22 protein-coding genes are annotated in these 20517 nt (G+C 73.5%); 4 read left to right on the top strand and 18 right to left on the bottom strand.

Features of this window, described 5'->3' with window-relative positions; translation table 11 throughout:
- Positions 1-55: 55 nt before the first annotated feature.
- Entirely contained in the window at positions 56-394 is a 339-nt protein-coding gene (locus B0E53_RS13465) for a hypothetical protein (RefSeq protein ID WP_107076387.1), read from the top strand.
- Between the two features lie 38 nt (positions 395-432).
- Here the strand turns inward: B0E53_RS13465 and B0E53_RS13460 are convergent, their stop codons facing one another.
- From B0E53_RS13460 to B0E53_RS13445, 4 genes are all read right to left on the bottom strand, one after another.
- Positions 433-903, bottom strand: a complete 471-nt coding sequence (locus B0E53_RS13460; protein ID WP_107076379.1) for a ribose-5-phosphate isomerase — start codon at positions 901-903, stop codon at positions 433-435.
- A 73-nt stretch (positions 904-976) separates the two neighbouring features.
- On the bottom strand, positions 977-2176 hold the full coding sequence (locus B0E53_RS13455; protein WP_107076378.1) for a DUF1015 family protein: 1200 nt from the start codon (positions 2174-2176) through the stop codon (positions 977-979).
- A 78-nt stretch (positions 2177-2254) separates the two neighbouring features.
- A complete protein-coding gene (locus B0E53_RS13450) occupies positions 2255-2614 on the bottom strand; it encodes a hypothetical protein (RefSeq protein WP_107076377.1) in 360 nt (119 codons plus the stop codon).
- 120 nt (positions 2615-2734) lie between these two features.
- A complete protein-coding gene (locus B0E53_RS13445; RefSeq protein ID WP_091319089.1) occupies positions 2735-3358 on the bottom strand; it encodes a disulfide bond formation protein DsbA in 624 nt (207 codons plus the stop codon).
- 227 nt (positions 3359-3585) lie between these two features.
- On the opposite strand from B0E53_RS13445, the gene pepN reads away from it, so the two are divergent.
- Positions 3586-6132, top strand: a complete 2547-nt coding sequence (pepN, locus tag B0E53_RS13440; RefSeq protein WP_107076376.1) for an aminopeptidase N — start codon at positions 3586-3588, stop codon at positions 6130-6132.
- A 155-nt stretch (positions 6133-6287) separates the two neighbouring features.
- Here the strand turns inward: pepN and B0E53_RS13435 are convergent, their stop codons facing one another.
- From B0E53_RS13435 to B0E53_RS13370, 14 genes are all read right to left on the bottom strand, one after another.
- The gene (locus B0E53_RS13435) at positions 6288-6701 is read right to left on the bottom strand and encodes a DUF5130 family protein (protein ID WP_091319084.1); all 414 of its coding nucleotides are present in this window, start codon (positions 6699-6701) and stop codon (positions 6288-6290) included.
- The gene (locus B0E53_RS13430) at positions 6688-6975 is read right to left on the bottom strand and encodes a hypothetical protein (RefSeq protein ID WP_107076375.1); all 288 of its coding nucleotides are present in this window, start codon (positions 6973-6975) and stop codon (positions 6688-6690) included. Before B0E53_RS13430 ends, B0E53_RS13435 begins: the two co-directional genes overlap by 14 nt.
- Positions 6976-7048: 73 nt before the next feature.
- Entirely contained in the window at positions 7049-8512 is a 1464-nt protein-coding gene (locus B0E53_RS13425) for an amidase (protein ID WP_107076374.1), read from the bottom strand.
- Between the two features lie 64 nt (positions 8513-8576).
- On the bottom strand, positions 8577-9578 hold the full coding sequence (locus B0E53_RS13420; protein ID WP_107076373.1) for an amidohydrolase family protein: 1002 nt from the start codon (positions 9576-9578) through the stop codon (positions 8577-8579).
- Positions 9578-10102, bottom strand: a complete 525-nt coding sequence (locus B0E53_RS13415; protein ID WP_107076372.1) for a 3-hydroxyanthranilate 3,4-dioxygenase — start codon at positions 10100-10102, stop codon at positions 9578-9580. Before B0E53_RS13415 ends, B0E53_RS13420 begins: the two co-directional genes overlap by 1 nt.
- Positions 10099-10521: a RidA family protein gene (locus B0E53_RS13410; RefSeq protein WP_107076371.1), complete on the bottom strand. Its 423-nt coding sequence runs from the start codon at positions 10519-10521 to the stop codon at positions 10099-10101. The genes B0E53_RS13415 and B0E53_RS13410 overlap by 4 nt, the downstream gene beginning before the upstream one ends.
- On the bottom strand, positions 10518-11291 hold the full coding sequence (locus B0E53_RS13405; RefSeq protein WP_107076370.1) for a fumarylacetoacetate hydrolase family protein: 774 nt from the start codon (positions 11289-11291) through the stop codon (positions 10518-10520). The genes B0E53_RS13410 and B0E53_RS13405 overlap by 4 nt, the downstream gene beginning before the upstream one ends.
- Positions 11288-12403, bottom strand: coding sequence for a 4-hydroxy-2-oxovalerate aldolase (gene dmpG / locus B0E53_RS13400; protein ID WP_107076369.1), 1116 nt, complete (start codon positions 12401-12403; stop codon positions 11288-11290). Before dmpG ends, B0E53_RS13405 begins: the two co-directional genes overlap by 4 nt.
- Positions 12400-13332 carry an acetaldehyde dehydrogenase (acetylating) gene (locus tag B0E53_RS13395; protein WP_107076368.1) on the bottom strand — a complete coding sequence of 311 codons (933 nt, stop codon included), beginning with the start codon at positions 13330-13332 and terminating at the stop codon, positions 12400-12402. The genes dmpG and B0E53_RS13395 overlap by 4 nt, the downstream gene beginning before the upstream one ends.
- A complete protein-coding gene (locus tag B0E53_RS13390) occupies positions 13329-14123 on the bottom strand; it encodes a fumarylacetoacetate hydrolase family protein (protein WP_091319063.1) in 795 nt (264 codons plus the stop codon). Before B0E53_RS13390 ends, B0E53_RS13395 begins: the two co-directional genes overlap by 4 nt.
- Positions 14124-14239: 116 nt before the next feature.
- The gene (locus tag B0E53_RS13385; RefSeq protein WP_107076386.1) at positions 14240-15721 is read right to left on the bottom strand and encodes a 2-hydroxymuconic semialdehyde dehydrogenase; all 1482 of its coding nucleotides are present in this window, start codon (positions 15719-15721) and stop codon (positions 14240-14242) included.
- 20 nt (positions 15722-15741) lie between these two features.
- Positions 15742-17076 (bottom strand): NAD(P)/FAD-dependent oxidoreductase, encoded by a 1335-nt coding sequence (locus B0E53_RS13380; RefSeq protein WP_107076367.1) that lies wholly within the window; start codon positions 17074-17076, stop codon positions 15742-15744.
- Positions 17073-18413, bottom strand: coding sequence for a kynureninase (gene kynU / locus B0E53_RS13375; RefSeq protein WP_107076385.1), 1341 nt, complete (start codon positions 18411-18413; stop codon positions 17073-17075). Before kynU ends, B0E53_RS13380 begins: the two co-directional genes overlap by 4 nt.
- Positions 18414-18448: 35 nt before the next feature.
- On the bottom strand, positions 18449-19333 hold the full coding sequence (locus tag B0E53_RS13370; RefSeq protein ID WP_107076366.1) for a tryptophan 2,3-dioxygenase family protein: 885 nt from the start codon (positions 19331-19333) through the stop codon (positions 18449-18451).
- Between the two features lie 142 nt (positions 19334-19475).
- Here B0E53_RS13370 and B0E53_RS13365 point away from each other — a divergent pair, with 142 nt between their 5' ends.
- A complete protein-coding gene (locus B0E53_RS13365; RefSeq protein ID WP_107076365.1) occupies positions 19476-19946 on the top strand; it encodes an Lrp/AsnC family transcriptional regulator in 471 nt (156 codons plus the stop codon).
- 91 nt (positions 19947-20037) lie between these two features.
- A partial coding sequence (locus tag B0E53_RS13360) for a hypothetical protein (protein WP_107076384.1) occupies positions 20038-20517 on the top strand: 480 nt, incomplete at its 3' end.

Raw genomic sequence — 20517 nt, 5'->3', positions numbered from 1 at the left:
CCAGGGCGACGGCGCGACGCCGGACGCCGACGGCCCGAGCGCGAGCACGGCCGCGGTGCACGACGACGACGGCTCCAGGTCGCCGCGCGGCGCCAGACGCACCGAGCCGGAGTCGTCGGACGACGGCTCCAGGTCGCCGCGCGGCGCCAGACGCACCGAGCTGGAGCCGTCGGACCCCCGTGGCCGGCGACCGGGACCGCCCGCCGACGAGGGCGAGCGGGGGCTGCGCGGCCTGGTCGGCTCCGGCTCGTCGCAGGTGAGCGTGACCGCCGCGCTGCGGGCGCGGGACGCCGCCCGGCCGACCGACGAGCACCTGGCCGAGGCCGAGGCCCGGGTGGTGATCGTCCGCCGCAACTGGGTGCCCCGCGAGGAGCTGCCCCGCACCGGGCGGTGACGGGCGCGACCTGCGCGGCCGCGCCCGTCGGTGACGGGTCAGGCGGGCAGTTCGGGAAGCTCTCGGCTCTGCTCGTAGTCGGCGACCTGGGCGATCCGGCGGGCGTGCCGGGGGTTGCCCGAGAACTGGGTGGTGAGGAACGCCTCGACCAGGGCGGTCGCCTCGTCCAGGGTGTGCTGCCGGGCGCCGATCGCCACGATGTTGGCGTCGTTGTGCTCGCGGGAGAGCTGCGCGGTGTCGATGTTCCAGGCGAGTGCCGCCCGGACCCCGGCGATCTTGTTGGCCGCGATCTGCTCGCCGTTGCCGGAGCCGCCGATGACCACACCGAGGCTGCCCTGGTCGTCGACCACGCGCTGCCCGGTGTGCAGGCAGAACGCCGGGTAGTCGTCGTCCGGGTCGAAGGCGTGCGGGCCGACGTCGACCACCTCGTACCCCTGCTTGGCCAGGTGGTTGGCGAGGTGCACCTTCAGCTCGAAACCGGCGTGATCGGATCCCAGGTAGACGCGCATACCGCGCAGTCTGACAGGCCCGCCCCCGTGCCGGCGCGCGGGCGGCGGCACGGAGGCGGATTCGTCACACGCCTCAGCGGGGAAGTTCGGCGACGACCAGACCGGCCCGCGCCTTCGGAGTGAACCAGGTGCTCTTGCGCGGCATCTTCTCCCGGGCCAGGTTCACCGCGACGAAGTCGTCCACGGTCACCGGGGCGACGAGGACGGCCAGCTCGGCCCGGCCGGCGTCGACCTCGCCGATGAGCCAGTTCGCCGGGTAGTCGCCGCCCACGTAGGTGATCCGCTTGTCGCCCGGGTCGAGGCCGAGCGCGTCGCGCAGCAGCAGCCGCTCGACCAGCGCGTGGTCGAGGTTCTCCAACCGGTCGCCGCCGACGTGCGGCAGGCGCACCGCGTACCCCTGGCCGGCGAGGTGGAGGTGCACGGTGCCGCCGGTCGCCGGGACGTCGACCGGGCCGGCGATCGGAGTGATCTCCGCGCCAGCGGCGCGGAGCCGGTCGAGCAGCTCGTCCGGGGTGGTGGTCAGCTCGCTGACCAGCCGGTTGTAGGGCTGGATGGCGACCGACGCCGGCGTGGTGATCACCGACAGGAAGCGCGGAAAGCCGCCGGTCTGCGCGGCCAGGCTGCGGTGGTTGCCGTCGGCGACCACCAGCTCGCCGCCGCCCGCCAGGGCGGTCAGCTCGTCCTGCGCCGGGCCCGGGCCGAGCAGCCAGATGGCGTGCGTGCGGCCGGCCTGGTCCACGTCGGTGGCGGCGGGCGCGCCGGCCGTCTCGGTCGCCGCCGCGAGCGCCGCGTGCAGCTCGTCGCCGCGCCCGGTCTGGAGCAGGAGTACGGGTGAGAGCAGGTGACCCAGCGCCTCGGCCAGGGCGACGCGCTCCCGCACCTTGGCGATGAACACGTCCTCGTTGCGGATCACCAGGCCGGGCTCGTCGGCCCGCGTCGAGATCTGGTCGGTGTCGACCATGGCGAACAGCCCGTACGCGCTCTCCTCGCCCGGAGCGCTGATCCGGTAGAGGACCACGACCTGCTCGGCCGGGGTGTAGCTGCCGTCCGCCTTCGCCTCGGCGAGGCGGGCCACCGCGTCGGGGAGCGCGTCGAGGAACGACTTCCCGAGGCTCCCCGGCGCCCGGTGGGGCATCTCGATGCCCAGGGCACTGTGCGGATTCGCCTCGACGATGGCGGTGATCTCCGCGTCGTCGGCGAACTCGTCGTAGTTCTGCGCGCCGGTGCCGCCAGTGGTGATCCAGGCCCGGGCGATCGGATGCACGACCGTCATGCCCGCTGACGCTACCCGCGCCGTCCGGAGCGCCGGTGCCGGACCCGCGCGCCGTCCACCAGATGAAAGGGGACGCGGTCAGCCGGTGCGGTGCCGGCCGGGGGCCGCGCTCCCGCCCGGCGTCGGTGCGGCCGGCCGGGAGCCGCCGGAGGCGGTGAGCCGTACCGTCGTCGTCCCGGCCGGGACCGGGCGGCCCGTCGCGGCGCTGGTGCGGACCGTGCCCGGGGTCCGGGCCGGCAGGCCCGCGTCGGCGGGCGGGGTCATCCGCGAGGCGGCCACCACCCGGGCGACGCCGACCACGATCGGCGGAGCCACCAGGCCGGCCATCTCGGCCGGGACCGCCGGCCAGTCGCCCTCGGCCACCGACCAGTACGTCGCGCCGGAGTCCTCGGTCGCCGTCTCCGGCGCGTCGGCGGACAGGCGGCGGTGCTTACCCATGGGAACGCCTCCAGGAGCTGCCGGGCTGCGGCCCCGGGCGGGCCGCCGGCTGGGACACCCGGTGAAACGAGCCCCGCACCGGCCCGGTGACGGGGCGGCGCGGGGCTCGTCCGGCACGGCTCAGTCGAAGACCGGGCCGACCTCGCGGCTGCGCTTCAGCTCGTAGAAGCCGGGCGTGCCGGCCACCAGCAGGACGCCGTCCCAGAGCCGGCCGGCCGCCTCGCCCTTCGGCGCCGGGGTGATCACCGGGCCGAAGAAGGCGACCTGCCCGCCGTCCGGGCCCGGGGCGTGGATCACCGGGGTGCCCACGTCGGTGCCGACCGGCCGCATGCCCGCCTCGTGGCTGGCCCGCAGCGCCTCGTCGTACTCGGTCGACTCGGCGGCGTCGGCGAGCGCCGGGTCGAGGCCGACGTCGGTGAGCGCGCCGGCCAGCATGTCCCGGCCCAGCTCCTCCTTGCCGAGGTGAATCCGGGTGCCCATCGCGGTGTAGAGCTTCCCCAGCACCTCCCCGCCGTGCGCCTGCTCGACGGCGATGCAGACCCGCACCGGGCCCCAGCCCTTCTTCATCAGGTCCTGGTACTGCTCCGGCAGGTCCCGGCCCTCGTTGAGCACCGAGAGGCTCATCACGTGGAACCGGATGTCCACGTCCCGGACCTGCTCGACCTCCAGCAACCAGCGGGAGGTGATCCACGCCCACGGGCACAGCGGGTCGAACCACATGTCCACGGCGACACGTTCGGTCACGGTGTCATCCCTTCACGACTCCACAGCGCCGGAGCTCCGGCGCCTTCCCCTCCGATCCTCACCCCACCCGGCATCGACCGGTACCGGAATGAGAGCGTGACCTCGGCCACCGAAGGGTGTCCGTGCATGGAAGACTCGGTTTCGGACCGGCCGTCACGAGCGGGCCGGGGAGGCCGGTGCCGCGGGGCGCGGCGAGACGAGTGGGATGGAGACGAACAGTGCCGGGAGTGCGCAACCTGACCCAGGTCGAGGCCACCGAGCGGGCCCGCCTGCTCGACGTCACCGGGTACGACATCAAGCTTGACCTGTCGACCGCGGTGCAGGCCGACGGCCGTACCTTCCGGTCGGTGACCGAGGTCCGGTTCCGCTGCGCCGAGCCAGGGGCGAGCACCTTCATCGAGACGGCCGCCGAGTCGGTGCGGTCGGCGACGCTGAACGGCACGCCGCTCGACCTCGCCGGCTGGTCCGCCGAGAAGGGCCTCACCCTCACCGGCCTGGCCGCCGAGAACGTCCTCGTGGTCGACGCCGACTTCGGCTACTCCAACAGCGGGCAGGGCCTGCACCGCACGGTCGACCCGGTGGACGGCGAGACCTACCTCTACAGCCAGTTCGAGACCGCCGACGCGCAGAAGGTCTTCGCCTGCTTCGACCAGCCCGACCTGAAGAGTGTCTACACCTGGCACGCCACCGTCCCGGCGCACTGGCGGGTGGTGTCCAACATGCCGGTGGAGCGCGAGGAGCCGGCCGGTGAGGGGCTCAAGACCGTCCACTTCGCCGAGTCGGCGCGGATGAGCACCTACATCACCGCGCTCTGCGCCGGCCCGTACCACGAGGTGCGGGACAGCCACGACGGCATCGACCTGGGCGTCTACTGCCGGGCCTCGATGGCCCGGTACCTGGACGCGGACGACCTGTTCCTGATCACCAAGCAGGGCTTCGACTTCTTCCACGAGAAGTTCCAGGTGCGCTACCCGCTGCCCAAGTACGACCAGCTCTGGGTGCCGGACTTCAACGCCGGCGCGATGGAGAACTTCGGCTGCGTCACGCACGCCGAGTCGCACTACATCTTCCGCTCGCAGGTCACCGACTTCGAGTACGAGCAGCGGGCCAACACGATCCTGCACGAGCTGGCGCACATGTGGTTCGGTGACCTGGTCACCATGCGCTGGTGGAACGACCTGTGGTTGAACGAGTCGTTCGCCGAGTGGGCCAGCCACTGGTGCAACACCCACGCCACCCGCTTCTCCGACGCGTGGACGACCTTCCTGTCCATCCGCAAGAACTGGGGCTACCGGCAGGACCAGCTCTCCTCCACCCACCCGGTCTACTGCGAGATGCCGGACCTGGAGGCGGTCGAGGTCAACTTCGACGGCATCACCTACGCCAAGGGCGCCAGCGTGCTCAAGCAGTTGGTCGCGTACGTGGGCGAGGAGCCGTTCGTGGCCGGCCTGCGGGCCTACTTCGGCAAGCACGCCTGGGGCAACGCCACCTTCGACGACCTGCTCTCCGAGCTGGAGACGGCCTCCGGCCGGGAGCTGCGCAAGTTCGCCGCCCAGTGGCTGGAGACCGCGCAGGTCAACACGCTGCGCCCCGAGGTGACCATCGGCGCCGACGGCGCGTACGAGCGGGTGCTGGTCCGGCAGGAGGCGCCCGCCGGGCACCCGACCCTGCGCACCCACCGGATCGGGGTGGGCCTCTACGACCTGACCGACGGGCGGCTGGTCCGCCGGGAACGGGTCGAGGTGGACGTGACCGGCGAGCTGACCGAGCTGTCCGTGCTGCACGGCAAGCCCGCCGCCGACGTGCTGCTGCTCAACGACGACGACCTGACGTACACCAAGCTGCGGCTCGACGAGCGGTCGATGGCGACCGTGGTGCAGCACATCGCCGGCTTCGACTCGTCGCTGGCCCGCGCGCTCTGCTGGACCGCCGCCTGGGACATGACCCGCGACGCCGAGCTGTCGGCCCGGGACTACGTGGCGCTGGTGCTGGCCGGGCTGCCGGCGGAGACCGACATCAACCTGGTCACCGCCACCCTGCGCCAGGCGAGCACCACGCTCACCTTCTACGCCGACCCGGCCTGGGCGCCGACCGGCTGGGCCGAGCTGGCCCGGACCGCCCGGACCGCGCTCGCCGCGGCCGAGGAGGGCAGCGGATTCCAGCTGGCCTGGGCCCGGGCGTACGCCTCCGCGGCCCGCTCCGACGAGGACCTGGCCGCGCTGCGCGGCTGGCTGGACGGCGCCGGTGTGCCGGCCGGGCTGACCGTGGACACCGAGCTGCGCTGGACCGTCCTCCAGTCGCTGGTGGCCAACGGCGCGGCCGGGGCCGCCGAGGTGGAGGCCGAGCTGGCCGGCGACCGGACCGCCAGCGGCGAGCGGGAGGCCGCGTACGCGCACGCGCTCGTGCCGACGGCGGAGAACAAGGCGGCGGTGTGGGCGCAGCTCACCGGACCGGAGGCGCTGCCGAACTGGCGCAACCGGGCGCTGCTGCAGGGCTTCACCCACCCGGCGCAGGTGGAGCTCACCGCGCCGTACCGGGAGAAGTACTTCGCCGCGGCGGCGCAGGTGTGGGCGCAGCGGGACAGCGAGCCGGCGCAGGAGTTCGTCCAGCTCGCCTACCCGGCGTACCTGATCGAGGAGGACACGGTGGCGGCCACCGACGCCTGGCTGGCCCAGGAGGGTCACCCGGCGTCGCTGCGCCGGCTGGTGGCGGAGGGCCGCGACGGCGTGTCCCGCGCCCTCAAGGCCCGCGCCCGGGACGCCCGGACCGCCTGATCCCCGCGGGGCGGCCCGGGCTCGGGCCGCCCCACCGGCTCGGCGAGACGGCGGAGTCGCAACCCCGGACACCGCCGCCCCCAGACCTGGTGGCAGACACGAAGAAGCCCGGCCCGCGTCGCGCGGGCCGGGCTTCGTCGTCGTGTGGCGGTGGGTCAGCCCTTGCCGGCGTGGCTGGCGAGCTGGTCGAGGCCCTGGATGATGCCGCCGGCCAGGTCGCCGCCGCCGAACGAGGCCACCATGGAGAGTGCGGCCAGCTTGGCGTACGTGTCCGGGATGCGCTTGCGCGCGTACCGGCCGGTGATGATCTCGAGCTGCCGCTGGTTGGGCGACACGGCGATCAGCACGGACCTGTCCGGCTCGGCGAGCTGGCGGTGCAGCCGCCCGGCGTGCTCCCGGATCGGCTCGTCGAGGCCGCCCACGTAGACCGAGAAGACCAGGCCGGTGCCCTGGTCGGCCAGGCGGAGCGCCTCGTCGATGCGGAGCAGCTGACGGGTCGAGAACGGCCCGTCCAGGACCTCGGGCGGGTTACCGGTCCCCGTCGCGGCCTGCTTCTCACCAACGGTCACTTGCGCCTCCGGTTCCACCGGCCGGCGCCTCCCGGCCGGCCTGCTCCTGCTTGCGGCTGGTCAGCGCCGGCGCCTGCGCCCCGGCGGCCAGTGCGGTGCCGGCCGAGTCGGCCAGCTGCTCCGGACGGCCCAGGAACCAGACCGGAGTGAAGTCGAACGGCCGGCCCGGCCGGTAGCGCTTGGCGCCGCCACCGCCGCCACCACGGCTGCCCGCGGCCGCCAGGCCGGCGATCACCAGCACGGCGGCCGCCGGGATGCCGACGAAGACCAGCAACGTCTCGGTAACAGACAATCCCAACGCCCCCAGGCGGAAAGAGAGACCAGGAATTTCCGGGTCGGGTGGACGGTCATGACGACGCGCGCCCGACTCCGCTTGTGCTGTTCACGTTAGCGGAGTCGACCGCCCGCCAGATTGCGGGGTGCTGATCCCACCCGCCACAGCCGTGCTCCAGTTGCGCGGCAGTGGCTATCAATGTCGCGTCGTCGCCGTACCGGCCGGTGAGCAGCACGCCGACCGGCATCCCGTCGCCGGTCCGGCCGACCGGCAGGGAAACGGACGGGTCGCCGGTGACGTTGAAGATGGCGCAGTACGGCGAAAACCGGCGCTGCTGGTCGAAATCGTCGGCCGGATCGAGGCTGGCGAATGCCCCCACCGGCGCCTGCGGGGCCGCCAGGGTCGGGCAGAGCAGCAGGTCGCACCCGGCGGTACGGCGGACGCCGCGGCGTACCTGGGCCTGGAGTTCGCCGAGCGCGGCCATCAGCGGGCCGGCGCCGACGGCCGCGCCCCGGGCACGGAGGAACCGGGTCAGCGGCAGCAGGTCGCTCTCCCGCTCCGCCGGCACCGGGGCGAGCGCCAGCACGTACCAGACGGTCTCGAAGAGTGGCCACGCGTCGGGGCCGAGCGGCGCGGGGACGTCGACCACCTCGTGGCCGGCCGCGGTGAGCAGCGCGGCGGCCCGGTCGACGGCAGCCACGCAGTCCGGGTGGACCGGCTCGTCGGCGAGCATCGGGGCGGTGAACCGGCCGATCCGCAGCCGGCCCGGCGCGGCGTCCCGGGCGGCGCCCAGGTAGCCGCCGGTGGGCGCGGCGGGCGGCAGGTACGGCTCGCCCGCCACCGGTTGCGCCAGCACGTCGAGCAGCGCGGCCACGTCGGTCACGGTCCGGCCGAGCGGGCCGCTGGTGGGCAGCCCGAACGCCCCGAAGCCGAGCGGTCCGCCGGAGACCAGCCCCCGGCTGGGCTTGTAGCCGACCAGGCCGCAGAGGGACGCCGGGATGCGCAGCGAACCGCCGCCGTCGGAGCCCTGGGCCACCGGCACCAGCCCGCCGGCCACCGCGGCCGCCGCCCCGCCGCTGGACCCGCCCGCCGTGTAGCCGAGGCCCCACGGGTTGCGGGCCGGCGGCGCGACGAGCCCTTCCGAGTAGAGCGAGCAGCCCAGTTCGGAGGTGGTGGTCTTGCCGAGGCTCACCAGCCCGGCGGCGGCCATGAACCGGACCACGTCGGCGTCGACCGGCGGCACGAAGTCGGCGAAGGCGGCCGAGCCGAAGGTGGTGCGGACCCCGGCGGTGAGGGTGAGGTCCTTGATCGCGGTCGGCACCCCGTGCAGCGGGCCGCGTCGGTCCGCCGGCACCGCGTCGGCGGCGGCCGCCGCCGCCCGCGCGCGTTCCGGGGTGACGGTGACGAACGCGCCGAGGGTGTCCCCGAGCGCGTCCACCCGGCGCAGGTGGTGCTCGACCAGCTCCACGCTGGACAACTCACCCCGGCGGATCGCGGCGGCCTGCTCCAGCGCGGTCAGGTCGTGCGGCTCGGCCATGCCCCCATCCTGCCTGGTCACCGCGGTGCTCGCACTCATCACCCGCCGCGCGCCCGCGGCGGGGTCAGCCGTGCAGGAAGCGCAGGGCGTTGCGGGACAGCAGCTTGTCGCGCTGGTCGGCGGTGAGGAAGTCGGCCTTGCGGACCACCTGCCCGACCGGCCGCTCCCCCAGCGGGTACGGGTAGTCGCTGCCCACCAGCACCCGGTCCTCGCCCATCGTGTCGACCAGCAGCCGCAGGGCGGCCGGCTCGAAGACCACCGAGTCCACGCAGAACCGGTCGACGTAGGCGCTGGGCGGGGCGCTGGACGCGCCGCGTACCAGGTCGCCGCGGCGGTGCCAGGCGTTGTCGGCGCGGCCCAGCCAGAACGGGAAGCTGCCGCCGCCGTGCGCGAAGCAGATCCGCAGCGTCTCCGGCACCCGGTCGAACACCCCGCCGAGGATCAGCGCCAGCACCGACAGGTGGGTCTCGGCCGGCATCCCGGTCAGCCAGCGCGCCATCCACCGGTCCAGCCGGGGGCCGACCGGCATGTCCCACGGGTGCACGAAGACGGGCGCGCCCACCTCGGCGCAGTGGGTCAGGAACTGCACGATGCCGGCGTCGTCGAGGTCGCGGTCGCCGACGTGGTTGCCGATCTCCACCCCGGCGTGCCCGGCGGCCAGGCAGCGGTCCAGCTCGGCGCAGGCGGCGTCCGGGTCCTGCAACGGCACCTGGCAGAAGGGCACCAGCCGGTCGCCCCCGGCCGCGGTGACCGCCAGGGTGAGGTCGTTGAAGATCCGGGCCACCTTCACCGCCTGGTCGGCGGGGCGGTCGTAGCTGAAGAAGACCGGGGTGGGCGAGACGACCTGCACGTCGACCCCGTCGGCGGCCATGTCGGCGAGCCGGGTCTCCGGGTCCCAGCACTCCGCGCCGACCGGCCGGAACTCCGTCTCCCCCACCATGATCATGGCGGCGCGCTCGGAGTCCACCCGCAGCCAGGGCCAGCCGGACCCGCCGCAGGCCGCGGCGAGGTCCGGCCACCCCTTGGGTACGACGTGCGTGTGCACGTCGACGACGCGTTGCGCCATCAGCCCTTGCCCGGGTGCAGCGCGCCGCAGTTGCCGCAGGTGCGGGCCTTCTCGTCGGCGTAGAAATCCGCGAAGACCGGGGGCAGGTCGGCGGCGATGTCGCGGACCTGGAGCTCCACCTCGTGCACCTTCTGGTGGCACTCGGGGCAGTACCACTGGAACTTCTCCAGCGTGCCCTCCTCGCGGACCCGCTCGATCACCATGCCGATCGAGCCGGCCTCGGGGCGCTGCGGCGAGTGCGGGGTGTTGCGCGGCAGCATCCACATCTGACCCTCGCGCACGTGCACCGTACGCGGCCCCTCGGGCAGCATCAGGTTGATGTGCATGTTGCCCTTGACCTGGTAGAAGAACTCCTCGTACGGGTCGACGTGGAAGTCGGTCCGCTGGTTCGGGCCGCCCACCACCATGACGATGAAGTCGTCGCTGCCCGGCAGCATCTCCTTGTTGCCCACCGGCGGCTTGAGCAGGTGCTGGTTCTCCCCGATCCAACCGGAGAAGCTGAACGGCTCGGCGATCTCACTCACGACTGACCTCCCGACGGAAGTAGGGCCACGGCCTGCATCTCGATCAGCAGGTGCGGATGCGGAAGCTGGTGCACGGCCACCGTGGTCCGGGTCGGCCCGGTGGCGTCGAAGAACTCCGCCCACACCTCGTTGTAGCCACCGAAGTCGTTCATGTTGACCAGGTAGCTGGTGACCTGCACCAGGTCGCCCAGGTCGGCACCGACCGAGCGGAGCAGGTCGCGGATGTTCCCGATCACCGCCCGGGTCTGCGCCCGGATGTCGAGGTCGGTGGTGCCGAACTCGTCCACGGAGACACCGGCGAAGGTGTTGTCCGGCCGGCGCGACGACGTACCCGAGACGAAGACGAACCCGCCGGCGACCTTGACGTGCGGGAAGGCGCCGCGCGGCACGGCCTTCCCGGCCACCACCCGGGCCGTCACGCGGCCGCCCTCAGGGACGCCGTGCCGAGCTTCTCCACGACGGCCCGGACGTGCGCGCCGGGGCGCAGCGGCACGGCGGCGGTGGCCGCGCCGGCCAGGAAGACCCAGCCCTCGCGGAGCCGGACGCCGTGCCGGGCGGCCAGCCGGATGCCCTCGTCCAGGGCCCGGCGCGGGTCGCCGAGGATCGCGGCCGTCGAGCCGACCTGCGCCACCCGCCCGTCGATCTCCAGCAGCACGCCGAGGTTGTCCAGCCCGTCCGGCACCGGCGACCAGGGTCCGACCACGAACGCCGCGGCCGAGGTGTTGTCGGCGACCACGTCCGGCAGGGAGAAGGTGAAGTTGGCGTACCGGGAGTCGATCAGCTCGATCGCCGGGGCGACCGCGCGGACCGCCTCGCTGAACGCGCCGACGGGCTCGCCGGGCTCGGGGAGGCGGTCCAGCAGGAACGCCACCTCCGGCTCGACCCGGGGGTGGATGAAGTGGGCCACGTCGACCGTGCCGCCGTCGGGTACCCGCATCACGTCGGTGAGCCGGCCCCAGATCACCTCGTCCACGCCGACCTGGGCCATCTTCGCCTTGCTGGTCAGCCCCATCTTCAGCCCGACCAGCCGCTCGCCGCGGTCGAGGCGACGCTGGAGCAGCGCGGCCTGCACCGCGTACGCGGCGTCCACGTCGAGGCCCGTCTCGGCGGCGAGTTGCGGGATCGCGGTGGCCGTGTCGGCGGCCGCGCCCAACTTCTCGGCGATCCCCGCGATGTCCGGTCCGATCATGCTGCGCCACCTTCCGTTCGCGACTGCGGGGCTCGCAAACCCGGCTCACTCCTCGCGCTCACGGCCTCCTTGCCGGCCAGGTCGAGTGCCACGTCCACGATCATGTCCTCCTGGCCGCCGACCATCCGGCGCCGGCCCAGCTCGACCAGGATCGAGCGGACGTCCACCCCGTACTTCGCCGAGGCGCGCTCGGCGTGACGGAGGAAGCTGGAGTAGACCCCGGCGTACCCGAGGGAGAGCGTCTCCCGGTCGACCTGGACCGGTCGGTCCTGGAGCGGTCGGACCAGGTCGTCGGCCGCGTCCATCAGCGCGAACACGTCGCAGCCGTGCTTCCAGCCGTGCAGCTCGGCGACCGCGACGAAGACCTCCAGCGGGGCGTTGCCGGCGCCCGCGCCCATGCCGGCCAGCGACGCGTCCACCCGGACGGTCCGGCCGTGCGGCGAGCCGAGGGGCCCGGCGCCGAGGATCCGGCCGTGCTCGACCGCCAGCACGCTGTTCGCCACCCCGAGGGACAGGTTGTGGTGGGCGTGGATGCCGATCTGCGTCTCCGGTTCGAGCACCTGCCGGTACGCGTCGACCCGCTCGGCCACGTCCGACATGAGCAGCCGCCCGCCGGAGTCGGTGACGTAGACGCAGTGCGCCCCGTACGACTCCATGAGCTTGGCCTGGGCGGCCAGCCCGGCCGGGTCGTTCATGTGCGACATCATGAGGAACCCGGAGACGTCCATGCCGTTCTCCCGGGCCCAGGAGATGTGCTGCGCGGAGATGTCCGCCTCGGTGCAGTGGGTGGCGATCCGGACGCTGGTCACCCCGAGCGCCTTGGCGGCCTTGAGGTCGGCGATGGTGCCGATGCCGGGCAGCAGCAGGGTGGTGAGCCGCGCGCTGGTCAGCACCTCGGCGGCGGCGGAGATCCAGTCGGCGTCGCCGGCCGCGCCGTGGCCGTAGTTGACGCTGGAGCCGGCCAGCCCGTCGCCGTGCGCCACCTCGATGGCGGCCACCCCGGCCGCGTCGAGCGCGGCGGCAATGGTCCGTACCTGGTCCACCGTGTACCGGTGCGCGATGGCGTGCATGCCGTCGCGCAGGGTCACGTCCTGGATGTAGAGGTCGGTCACGCCGGGACCTCCTTCGCGCGCAGGGCGACCAGCCGCTCCGCGGTGCGCAGCGCGGCCGAGGTCATGATGTCCAGGTTCCCGGCGTACGCGGGCAGGTAGTGCCCGGCGCCGGAGACCTCCAGGAAGACCGAGACCTGGAGCCCGGTGAAGTGCCGGCCCAGCACCGGCGCGTACGTGTCCACCCGGTCGAACTGCACGTCCTGCTTGAGCCGGTAGCCCGGGACGTACTCCTGCACGGTCTTCACCATGTCGGCCACCGAGGCGGCGATCTCCACTCGGTCGGCGTCGGCGTCCGGGCAGAGGCAGTAGACGGTGTCCCGCATGAGCAGCGGCGGGTCGGCCGGGTTCAGCACGATGATGGCCTTGCCGCGTTCGGCGCCGCCGACCACCTCGATGGCCCGGGCCGTGGTCTCGGTGAACTCGTCGATGTTGGCCCGGGTGCCCGGCCCGGCCGACTTCGAGGCGATCGAGGCGACGATCTCCCCGTACGCGACCGGGGTGACCCGGCCGACCGCGTGCACGATCGGCACGGTGGCCTGCCCGCCGCAGGTCACCATGTTCACGTTGGGCTGGTGCAGGTGCTCGTCGAGGTTGACCGGCGGCACCACGTACGGGCCGATGGCGGCCGGCGTCAGGTCGACCACGGTCCGGCCGTGCGCCCGCAGCACCGCGTCGTGGCGCCGGTGCGCCCCGGCCGAGGTGGCGTCGAAGACCAGCTCGACGTCGGCGAACTCGGGCATGGCCACCAGACCGTCGACGCCCTCGGCGGTGGTCGCCACGCCGAGCCGCCGGGCCCGGGCGAGACCGTCGGACGCCGGGTCGATGCCGGCCATCGCGACCACGCGCAGCTCGCTGCTGAGCCGCAGCACCTTGATCATCAGGTCGGTGCCGATGTTGCCCGACCCGAGCACCGCCACGCCGACGGTCATGAGGCCTCCTTGGAGAAACAGGTCCGCACCGAGCCGAGCCCGGAGATCCGCGCCTCGTACGCCGCGCCGGGCGTCACGGGCACCATCGGGCCGAGCGCTCCGGAGAGCACCACGTCCCCGGCCTTCAGCGGGTCGCCGGCGCGGGCCATGGTGCCGGCCAGCCACTCCAGCGCGTGCAGCGGGTTGCCGAGGCAGGCCGCCCCGGCGCCGACCGACACCGGCTCGCCGGCGTGCTCCAGCACCATGCCGCAGAGCCGCAGGTCCACGTCGGCCAGCCGGCGGGGCGCGGTGCCGAGCACGAAGAGCCCGCTGGAGGCGTTGTCCGCCACGGTGTCCACGATGGAGATGTCCCAGCCGGCGATGCGGGAGTCGACGATCTCGATGGCCGGCAGCACGTGGTCGACCGCCCGGATCAGGTCGACGGTGGTGACCCGCTCGTCGGGCAGGTCGGCGCCGAGCACGAAGGCGATCTCCGCCTCCACCCGCGGCTGGAGCAGCCGGCTCATCGGCACCTCCACACCGTCGCCGACCGCCATGTCGTCGAAGAGCACCCCGAAGTCGGGCTGGAAGACACCGAAGTTCTCCTGCACCGCGCGGGAGGTGAGGCCGATCTTCGCCCCGACCCGGCGGTGGCCCTTGCCGAGCCGCTGCCGGGTGTAGACCTGCTGCACCTGGTAGGCCGCCTCGATGTCGCCCTCCGGCAGCAGCCGCCCGCGCAGCGGCGGGCACGGCTTCTCCTCCTGCCGGGCCACGGCCAGCTCCCGGTTGGCGGCTTCGATGTCGACGGTCATCCCGGCTCCTCGCTGCGTGCGCTGACGACGCTGGCTCCGATTCGCGACCGCGGGGCTCGCAACCCCGGCTCGCTCCTCGCGCTCATGACGTCGTGCATTCTGCCCCGAACGCGCACTCATGAGAGGTCCACGCAGACGTTGGTGAGTTCGGAGTAGAAGTCGAGCGAGTGCACCCCGCCCTCCCGGCCGATGCCGGAGGCCTTCACCCCGCCGAACGGGGTCCGCAGGTCGCGCAGGAACCAGGTGTTCACCCAGACGATGCCGGCGTCCAGCCGCGCCCCGGCCCGGTGCGCCCGGCCCACGTCGCGGGTCCAGACGGTCGCCGCCAGGCCGTAGTCGGTGCCGTTGGCCAGCGCGTACGCCTCGTCCTCGTCGTCGAACGGGGCGACGTGCACCACCGGCCCGAAGATCTCCTCCCGGTTGGTGCGGGCGTCCGGACCCAGGCCGGTGAGCACGGTCGGCTGCACGTACGCGCCGCCGTCGCGGGCGTCGCCGAAGCGCGGCGTACCGCCCCCGGCGCGCACCTCGGCGCCCTCGGTGCGGGCCAGCTCGTAGTGGCCGAGCACCTTGTCCCGGTGGGCGTGCGAGATCAGCGGCATGTTCGCGGTGGCCTCGTCGGCCGGCCAGCCGTACGCCAGCTCGTCGGCGCGCTTGGCCAGCCGCGCCGTGAACTCCTCGAAGACCGGCCGCTGCACGTAGATCCGCTCGGTGCAGAGGCAGACCTGGCCGCCGTTGGTGAAGCTGGACCGGACCGAGCCGGCGACCGCCGCGTCCAGGTCGGCGTCGGCGAAGACCAGGCCGGCGTTCTTGCCGCCCAGCTCGAAGCTCACCGCCTTCACCCCGTCGGCGGCGGCCCGCATGATGGCGCTGCCGGTGGCCGACTCCCCGGTGAAGGTGATCGCGTCGACGCCCGGGTGCCGGGTGAGGTGTTCGCCGGCCGAGCCGGGGCCGAAGCCGTGCACGAGGTTGAACACGCCCTCGGGCACGCCCGCCGCGGCCATCACCTCGGCGAGCAGGGTCGCCGACGCCGGGGTCTCCTCGCTGGGCTTGACCACCACGGCGTTGCCGCAGGCCAGGGCCGGGGCGACCTTCCAGGTGAGCAGGAGCAGCGGCAGGTTCCACGGCACGATGATCGCGACCACGCCGACCGGCTTGCGGACCGCGTAGTTCAGCGCCCGGCCGCCGGTCGGGGTGACCGTGGTGAACGACTCGGTCGGCGCGGTCGCCACGATCTCGGCGAACGCCCGGAAGTTGGCGGCCCCCCGCGGGATGTCCAACGTGCGGGCCTGGGAGATGGCCTTGCCGGTGTCGGCCACCTCGGCGGCGACCAGGTCGTCGAAGCGGCGTTCCAGCTCGTCGGCGACCCGGCGGAGCACTTCGGCGCGCTCCCGCTCGCCCATCCGGCCCCACGGGCCGCGCAGCGCCGCCCGGGCCGCGGTCACCGCGTCGTCCACGACGGACTCACCGGCCTCGACCACCTCGAAGACCGGCTCGCCGGTGACCGGGCTGCGCTTGGTGAACCGCGGGCCGGCGTCGGTGAAGGAACCGCCGACGAAGTTGCGCAGGAGGCCGGGGCCGTCCGGCGCGTGCCCGGCCATCAGCCGGGGATCCCAGAGGGTCATCCTCGCCTCCCTCGGCCGAGCGCCACCGCCGCACCGGCCAGCGCGGCCACCGCACCGGCCGCCACCGCCCCCACCACTCCGTACTGCCGGTGCACCCGGCGGCGCACCTCGGCGTACGGGGTGGTGGAGAAGGAGACCAGCTCGTACTGCGAGACGTAGCGGCCGGGCAGGGCGCGCTCCAGCGCGTGCTCGATCTTCTTGCGGGTCTGGAACACCGGCGAGGCGACCTTGTCCCGCATCTCCACGAAGTTGGTCAGCGCCATCCGGGCGATCGCCTCGGCGTTGGCCTGCCGGCGGTGCTGGAACAGCGGCAGCGCCGACGCCCACTGGTCGCCGCACTCGTCCAGGCAGCGGTCCAGCTCGACCACGTCCTCGAACGCGCAGTTCGCGCCCTGGCCGTAGAACGGCACGATGGCGTGCGCCGCGTCGCCGAGCAGGCCGACCCTGCCGGCCACCTGCCACGGCGTGCAGCGGACGGTGCCGAGCACCCCGACCGGGTTGTGCTGGTAGTCGTCGACCAGGTTCGGCGCGAGCGGCACCAGGTCCGGGTAGTGGGTGGCGAAGTACGTCTCGATGGCGGCCGGGCTGCCCAGCGAGGCGAAGCTCTGCGTGCCGTGGGTCGGCCAGAACAGCGTGCAGGTGAAGGAGCGGTCCGGGTTGGGCAGCGCGATCATCATCGAGGTGCCGCGCGGCCAGATGTGCAGCGCGCCCGGGTCCAGGGCGAACTCGCCGCCGATCGGCGGGATGGTGAGTTCCTTGTAGCCGTAGTCCAGGAAGTCCAGGCTCTCGGTCACCGCTCCGTACGCCAGCAGTTGCCCGCGCACCGCGGAGCCGGCACCGTCGGCGCCGAGCACGACCGAGGCGGTCTCGGTGACCTTGCCCTGCGGGGTCTCGAAGGTCATCTCGCCGCTGGTCGGGTCGAGCCCGACGAGCCGGTGGTCGAAGGCGATCCGCACGCCGGGCAGCGCGGTGGCGGCGTCCAGCAGCGCGTTGTTCAGCGCGCCCCGGCTGATCGAGTTGATCGCCCGGTCGCCGGAGACGCTGTACGACTGGAACTGCGGCTCCCCCTCCACCGGGTGGATCATCCGGCCGCGCATCGGCAGCGCGTCGGTCATCACCTGCCGGTCCAGCCCGATCCGCCGCAGCGCGTCGAGGCCGCGCTCGGAGAGCGCCAGGTTGATCGAGCGCCCCCGCTCGACCCGGCCGGTGCGCGGGTCCGGCCGCCGCTCGTAGAGGGCGACCGGGTAGCCGCGCCGGGCCAGGAAGCAGGCCAGCAGGCAGCCGGCCAGCCCCGCGCCGACGACGGCGATCTCCTCGCGTTCCGTACTCATGAGGTATGCCCGCCTTCCGTTCGCGACTGCGGGGCTCGCAAACCCGGCTCACTCCTCGCGCTCACCGGCACGGTCGCGGCCAGCGCGTCGGCGACCCGCCAGCAGTCGTGGTACGTCGAGTAGAGCGGCACCGGGGCGAACCGGACGACGTCCGGCTCCCGGGCGTCGGCGATCACGCCGTGCTCGTGCCGCAGCCGCTTGGTCAGCTCGCTGGCGCTGCCGGCGCCGATCCGGACCGAGAGCTGGCAGCCCCGGCGCTCCGGGTCGCGCGGGGTGATGACGGTCAGCGGCCGGTCCGCGGTCACCTCGTCGAGCAGCCGCTCCAGGTAGCCGGTGAGCCGGAGGCTGCGCTCGCGCAGCGCGGGCATGCCGACCGCGTCGAACAGCTCCAGCGAGGTACGCACCGGGCCCATCGCGAAGATCGGCGGGTTGGAGATCTGCCACGCCTCGACGGTGGCCGGGGGCCGGGAGACCGGGGTCATCTCGAACCGGGTGGCCGCCTCGGTGCTCCACCAGCCCTCGAAGCGGGGCAGGTCCGGGTCGCCGAGGTGGCGCTCGTGGACGAAGACGCCGGCCAGGGCGCCGGGGCCGGAGTTCAGGTACTTGTAGGAGCACCAGGCGGCGAAGTCGACGTCCCAGTCGTGCAGCGACAGCGGCACGTTGCCGGCGGCGTGCGCCAGGTCCCAGCCGACCACCGCGCCGGCGGCCCGCCCCGCGGCGGTGATCGCCGGAATGTCCATCAGCTCGCCGGTCAGGTAGTTGACCCCGCCGAGCAGCAGCAGCGCCACGGTGTGCCCCTCGGCGGCCAGGAAATCGAGCACGTCCTGCGTCCGCAGGGTGTCCTCACCCGGACGCGGCTTGAGCCGGACGACGGCGGTGTCCGGGTCGAGGCCGTGGAAGCGGGCCTGGCTGCGGACCGCGTAGCTGTCCGAGGGGAAGGCGCTGTCCTCGATGACGATCCGGGTCCGCTGTCCCGACGGACGGTAGAAGCTCACCATCAGCAGGTGCAGGTTGACCGTGAGGGAGTTCATCACCACGGTCTCCGCGGGGCGGGCGCCGACCAGTCGCGCGGCCGGCGCGGTCAGGAGTTCGTGGTACGGCAGCCAGGGCCGCTCCGCCTCCAGGTGCCCCTCCACGCCCAGCCGCCGCCAGGCGTCCAGGTCCGCGAGGAGTTCCTCGCGGGTGGCCCGGGGTTGCAGGCCCAGCGAGTTGCCAGCCAGGTACGCCACCTCGGGGTGGCGCCCGCCCTCGGCCGGCGGCACCAGGAACAGGTGCCGGTGGCCGGGGTCGGCGGCGTCGAGCGTCCGGGCTTCGGCTTCGGTACCGCCGAAGCCCAGCGACTCAGTCTCGGTGTTCCGCACGATTCCTCCGGTCACATCGCGGTCCGGGCCGACCACAGCTCCGGGAAGACCACCCGGGCCATGCTCCGCTGCAACCAGGCCAGCCCGGCGGAGCCGCCGCTGCCGACCTTGGCGCCCATCGAGCGCTGCACCGCCTTGATGTGGTGCCAACGCCAGTCGCTGAACCCTTCGGCCACCTCGGTCAACGCATCGCCGAGCAGGCGAAGGTGGTTGTCGGGGCCGCCGTCGGCGTAGATCCGCACCCAGGCCGCCTCGACGGCGGGGTGCGACTCGTGCTCGTTCGCCACGTCCCGCTCCAGCAGGTCGGCGGGAAACTCGAAGCCGCGCCGGGCGAGCAGCGCCACCACGTCGTCCCAGAGGCTCGGCGTGGTCAGGGCGGCGGTCAGCTCGGCGTGCACCTCGGCCTGCCGGCGGAACGGGCGGATCAGCGCCGGGTCGCGCAGGCCCAGCAGGAACTCCAGCTGGCGGTACATGGCCGACTGGAAGCCGGAGCCCTCGCCGAGCCGGTCGCGGAACCGGTTGAAGTCGGCCGGGGTCATCCAGCGCAGCCCCTGCCAGGCGGCGTTGAGCCCCTCCAGGTGCAGGGCGGCCCGGCGCAGCGGGGGCAGCGCGTCCCAGACCCGGTTGGCCCGCAGCTCGCGCTGGGCGTGCCGCAGCTCGTGGCAGGTCAGCTTGAAGTACAGCTCCATGATCTGGCTGACCATCAGGAAGGACATCTCGCCCGGGTCGTCGCTGAGCGGCTGCTGGAGCTGGTGCAGCGTGCTGGCGTGCACGTAGGCGTCGTAGGGCACCCGGTCGGCGAACTCCAGGGTCGGCTCGCCGCCGTTGCGCGCCGCGCGGACCGCCCGCTGCTGCGGGGTCGCCGGCCGCACCGCCGTCGTCTGTTCCACCGTCATCTCCCTTCGTACGCCGGGGTAGACGACATGATGCCGCTGGTTGATCCGCAGATGGAATGCCTGTTCAACGGCGGTACGGTGGTTCCACCTGTCGAGCCGAAGGCGTCTTCGGCACTCGACTTCACGGAAGAAAGGTCACCGCGTGGACGACATGGACTGGGCGCTGCTGCGCGAACTCCAGGCCGACGCCCGACTCTCGTACAGCGAGCTGTCCCGCCGGGTGCACCTCTCCCCGCCCGCGGTGGCCGAGCGGGTACGCCGGCTGGAGGAGTCCGGGGTGATCACCGGCTATCACGCGCACGTGGACCTGACCCGGGCCGGCCGGACCGTGCTCGCGCTGATCCGGATGTCCTGCTACGGGTCGCGCTGCATCCTCAACGATCCGGAGGTGGCGGACTGGCCGGAGATCATGGAGATCCACCGGATCACCGGTGACGCGTGCAGCATGCTCAAGGTGGCCGCCGGCACGATGGGCGAGTTCGAGGGGGTCATCGACCGGCTCGCCCCGTACGGCCAGCCGTCCAGCACAATGGTGCTCTCCACGCCGCTGGACTGGCACCCGGTCACCCCGCTCCCGCCCGCCGGAGGGCCCCCGGCCGGCCGGCGCCGCTGATCCGCCCCGGGTTTGCCCCCGGATCAGGGGGAATTCAGCCCGCGCTGCCCGTCAGCAGGATTCCGGTGCGCCGCACCGGAAGGGGGGAATCATGCGAGGGCTCCTGTCACACCGCGCACTCCGGGGCGTTCTGGGCCTGCTCGGCCTGATCGCGGCGTTCGTCCTGGCCACCGCCTCTCCGGCACGCGCCGGGGAGAACGTCTTCGTCGAGGTCACGCCGAACAGCGTCCAGGCCGGCAGCCGGGTGAGCATCCGGGCCGGTTGCGGCAACAACAACGACCGGCAGGCCCAGGTCACCTCGGACGCCTTCGGGCGGGTGATGCTCCGGCCGGACAACGGCTTCCTGACCGGGGCGGTCACCATCCCCGGCAACAAGGCGCCCGGCGACTACCCGGTGAACCTGGAGTGCTCCAACGGCCAGACCGCCTCCACCATGCTCACCGTGCTGAACATGGCCCAGCCGAGCAAGGGCCCGGCGACCGGCGGAGGGGGCACCGCGGGCGGCCGGGGCGCCGGTTCGCTGCTGCTGGTCGGCGGCCTGGTCGCGGTCGCTGTGGTGGCCGGGGTGGGC

The sequence above is a fragment of the Micromonospora sp. MH33 genome (genome assembly GCF_003013775.1).
GTDB lineage: Bacteria > Actinomycetota > Actinomycetes > Mycobacteriales > Micromonosporaceae > Micromonospora > Micromonospora fulviviridis.
This window is presented reverse-complemented; position numbering and strand designations above follow the sequence as displayed.

What these genes read in the sequence shown, in the direction of transcription:
- B0E53_RS13460 (WP_107076379.1), bottom strand. Translation starts at nt 903, where the DNA reads ATGCGCGTCTACCTGGGATCCGATCACGCCGGTTTCGAGCTGAAGGTG.
- B0E53_RS13455 (WP_107076378.1), bottom strand. Translation starts at nt 2,176, where the DNA reads ATGACGGTCGTGCATCCGATCGCCCGGGCCTGGATCACCACTGGCGGC.
- B0E53_RS13450 (WP_107076377.1), bottom strand. Translation starts at nt 2,614, where the DNA reads ATGGGTAAGCACCGCCGCCTGTCCGCCGACGCGCCGGAGACGGCGACC.
- B0E53_RS13425 (WP_107076374.1), bottom strand. Translation starts at nt 8,512, where the DNA reads ATGGCCGAGCCGCACGACCTGACCGCGCTGGAGCAGGCCGCCGCGATC.
- B0E53_RS13420 (WP_107076373.1), bottom strand. Translation starts at nt 9,578, where the DNA reads ATGGCGCAACGCGTCGTCGACGTGCACACGCACGTCGTACCCAAGGGG.
- B0E53_RS13405 (WP_107076370.1), bottom strand. Translation starts at nt 11,291, where the DNA reads ATGATCGGACCGGACATCGCGGGGATCGCCGAGAAGTTGGGCGCGGCC.
- B0E53_RS13395 (WP_107076368.1), bottom strand. Translation starts at nt 13,332, where the DNA reads ATGACCGTCGGCGTGGCGGTGCTCGGGTCGGGCAACATCGGCACCGAC.
- B0E53_RS13390 (WP_091319063.1), bottom strand. Translation starts at nt 14,123, where the DNA reads ATGACCGTCGACATCGAAGCCGCCAACCGGGAGCTGGCCGTGGCCCGG.
- B0E53_RS13385 (WP_107076386.1), bottom strand. Translation starts at nt 15,721, where the DNA reads ATGGCCGGGCACGCGCCGGACGGCCCCGGCCTCCTGCGCAACTTCGTC.
- B0E53_RS13380 (WP_107076367.1), bottom strand. Translation starts at nt 17,076, where the DNA reads ATGAGTACGGAACGCGAGGAGATCGCCGTCGTCGGCGCGGGGCTGGCC.
- B0E53_RS13370 (WP_107076366.1), bottom strand. Translation starts at nt 19,333, where the DNA reads ATGACGGTGGAACAGACGACGGCGGTGCGGCCGGCGACCCCGCAGCAG.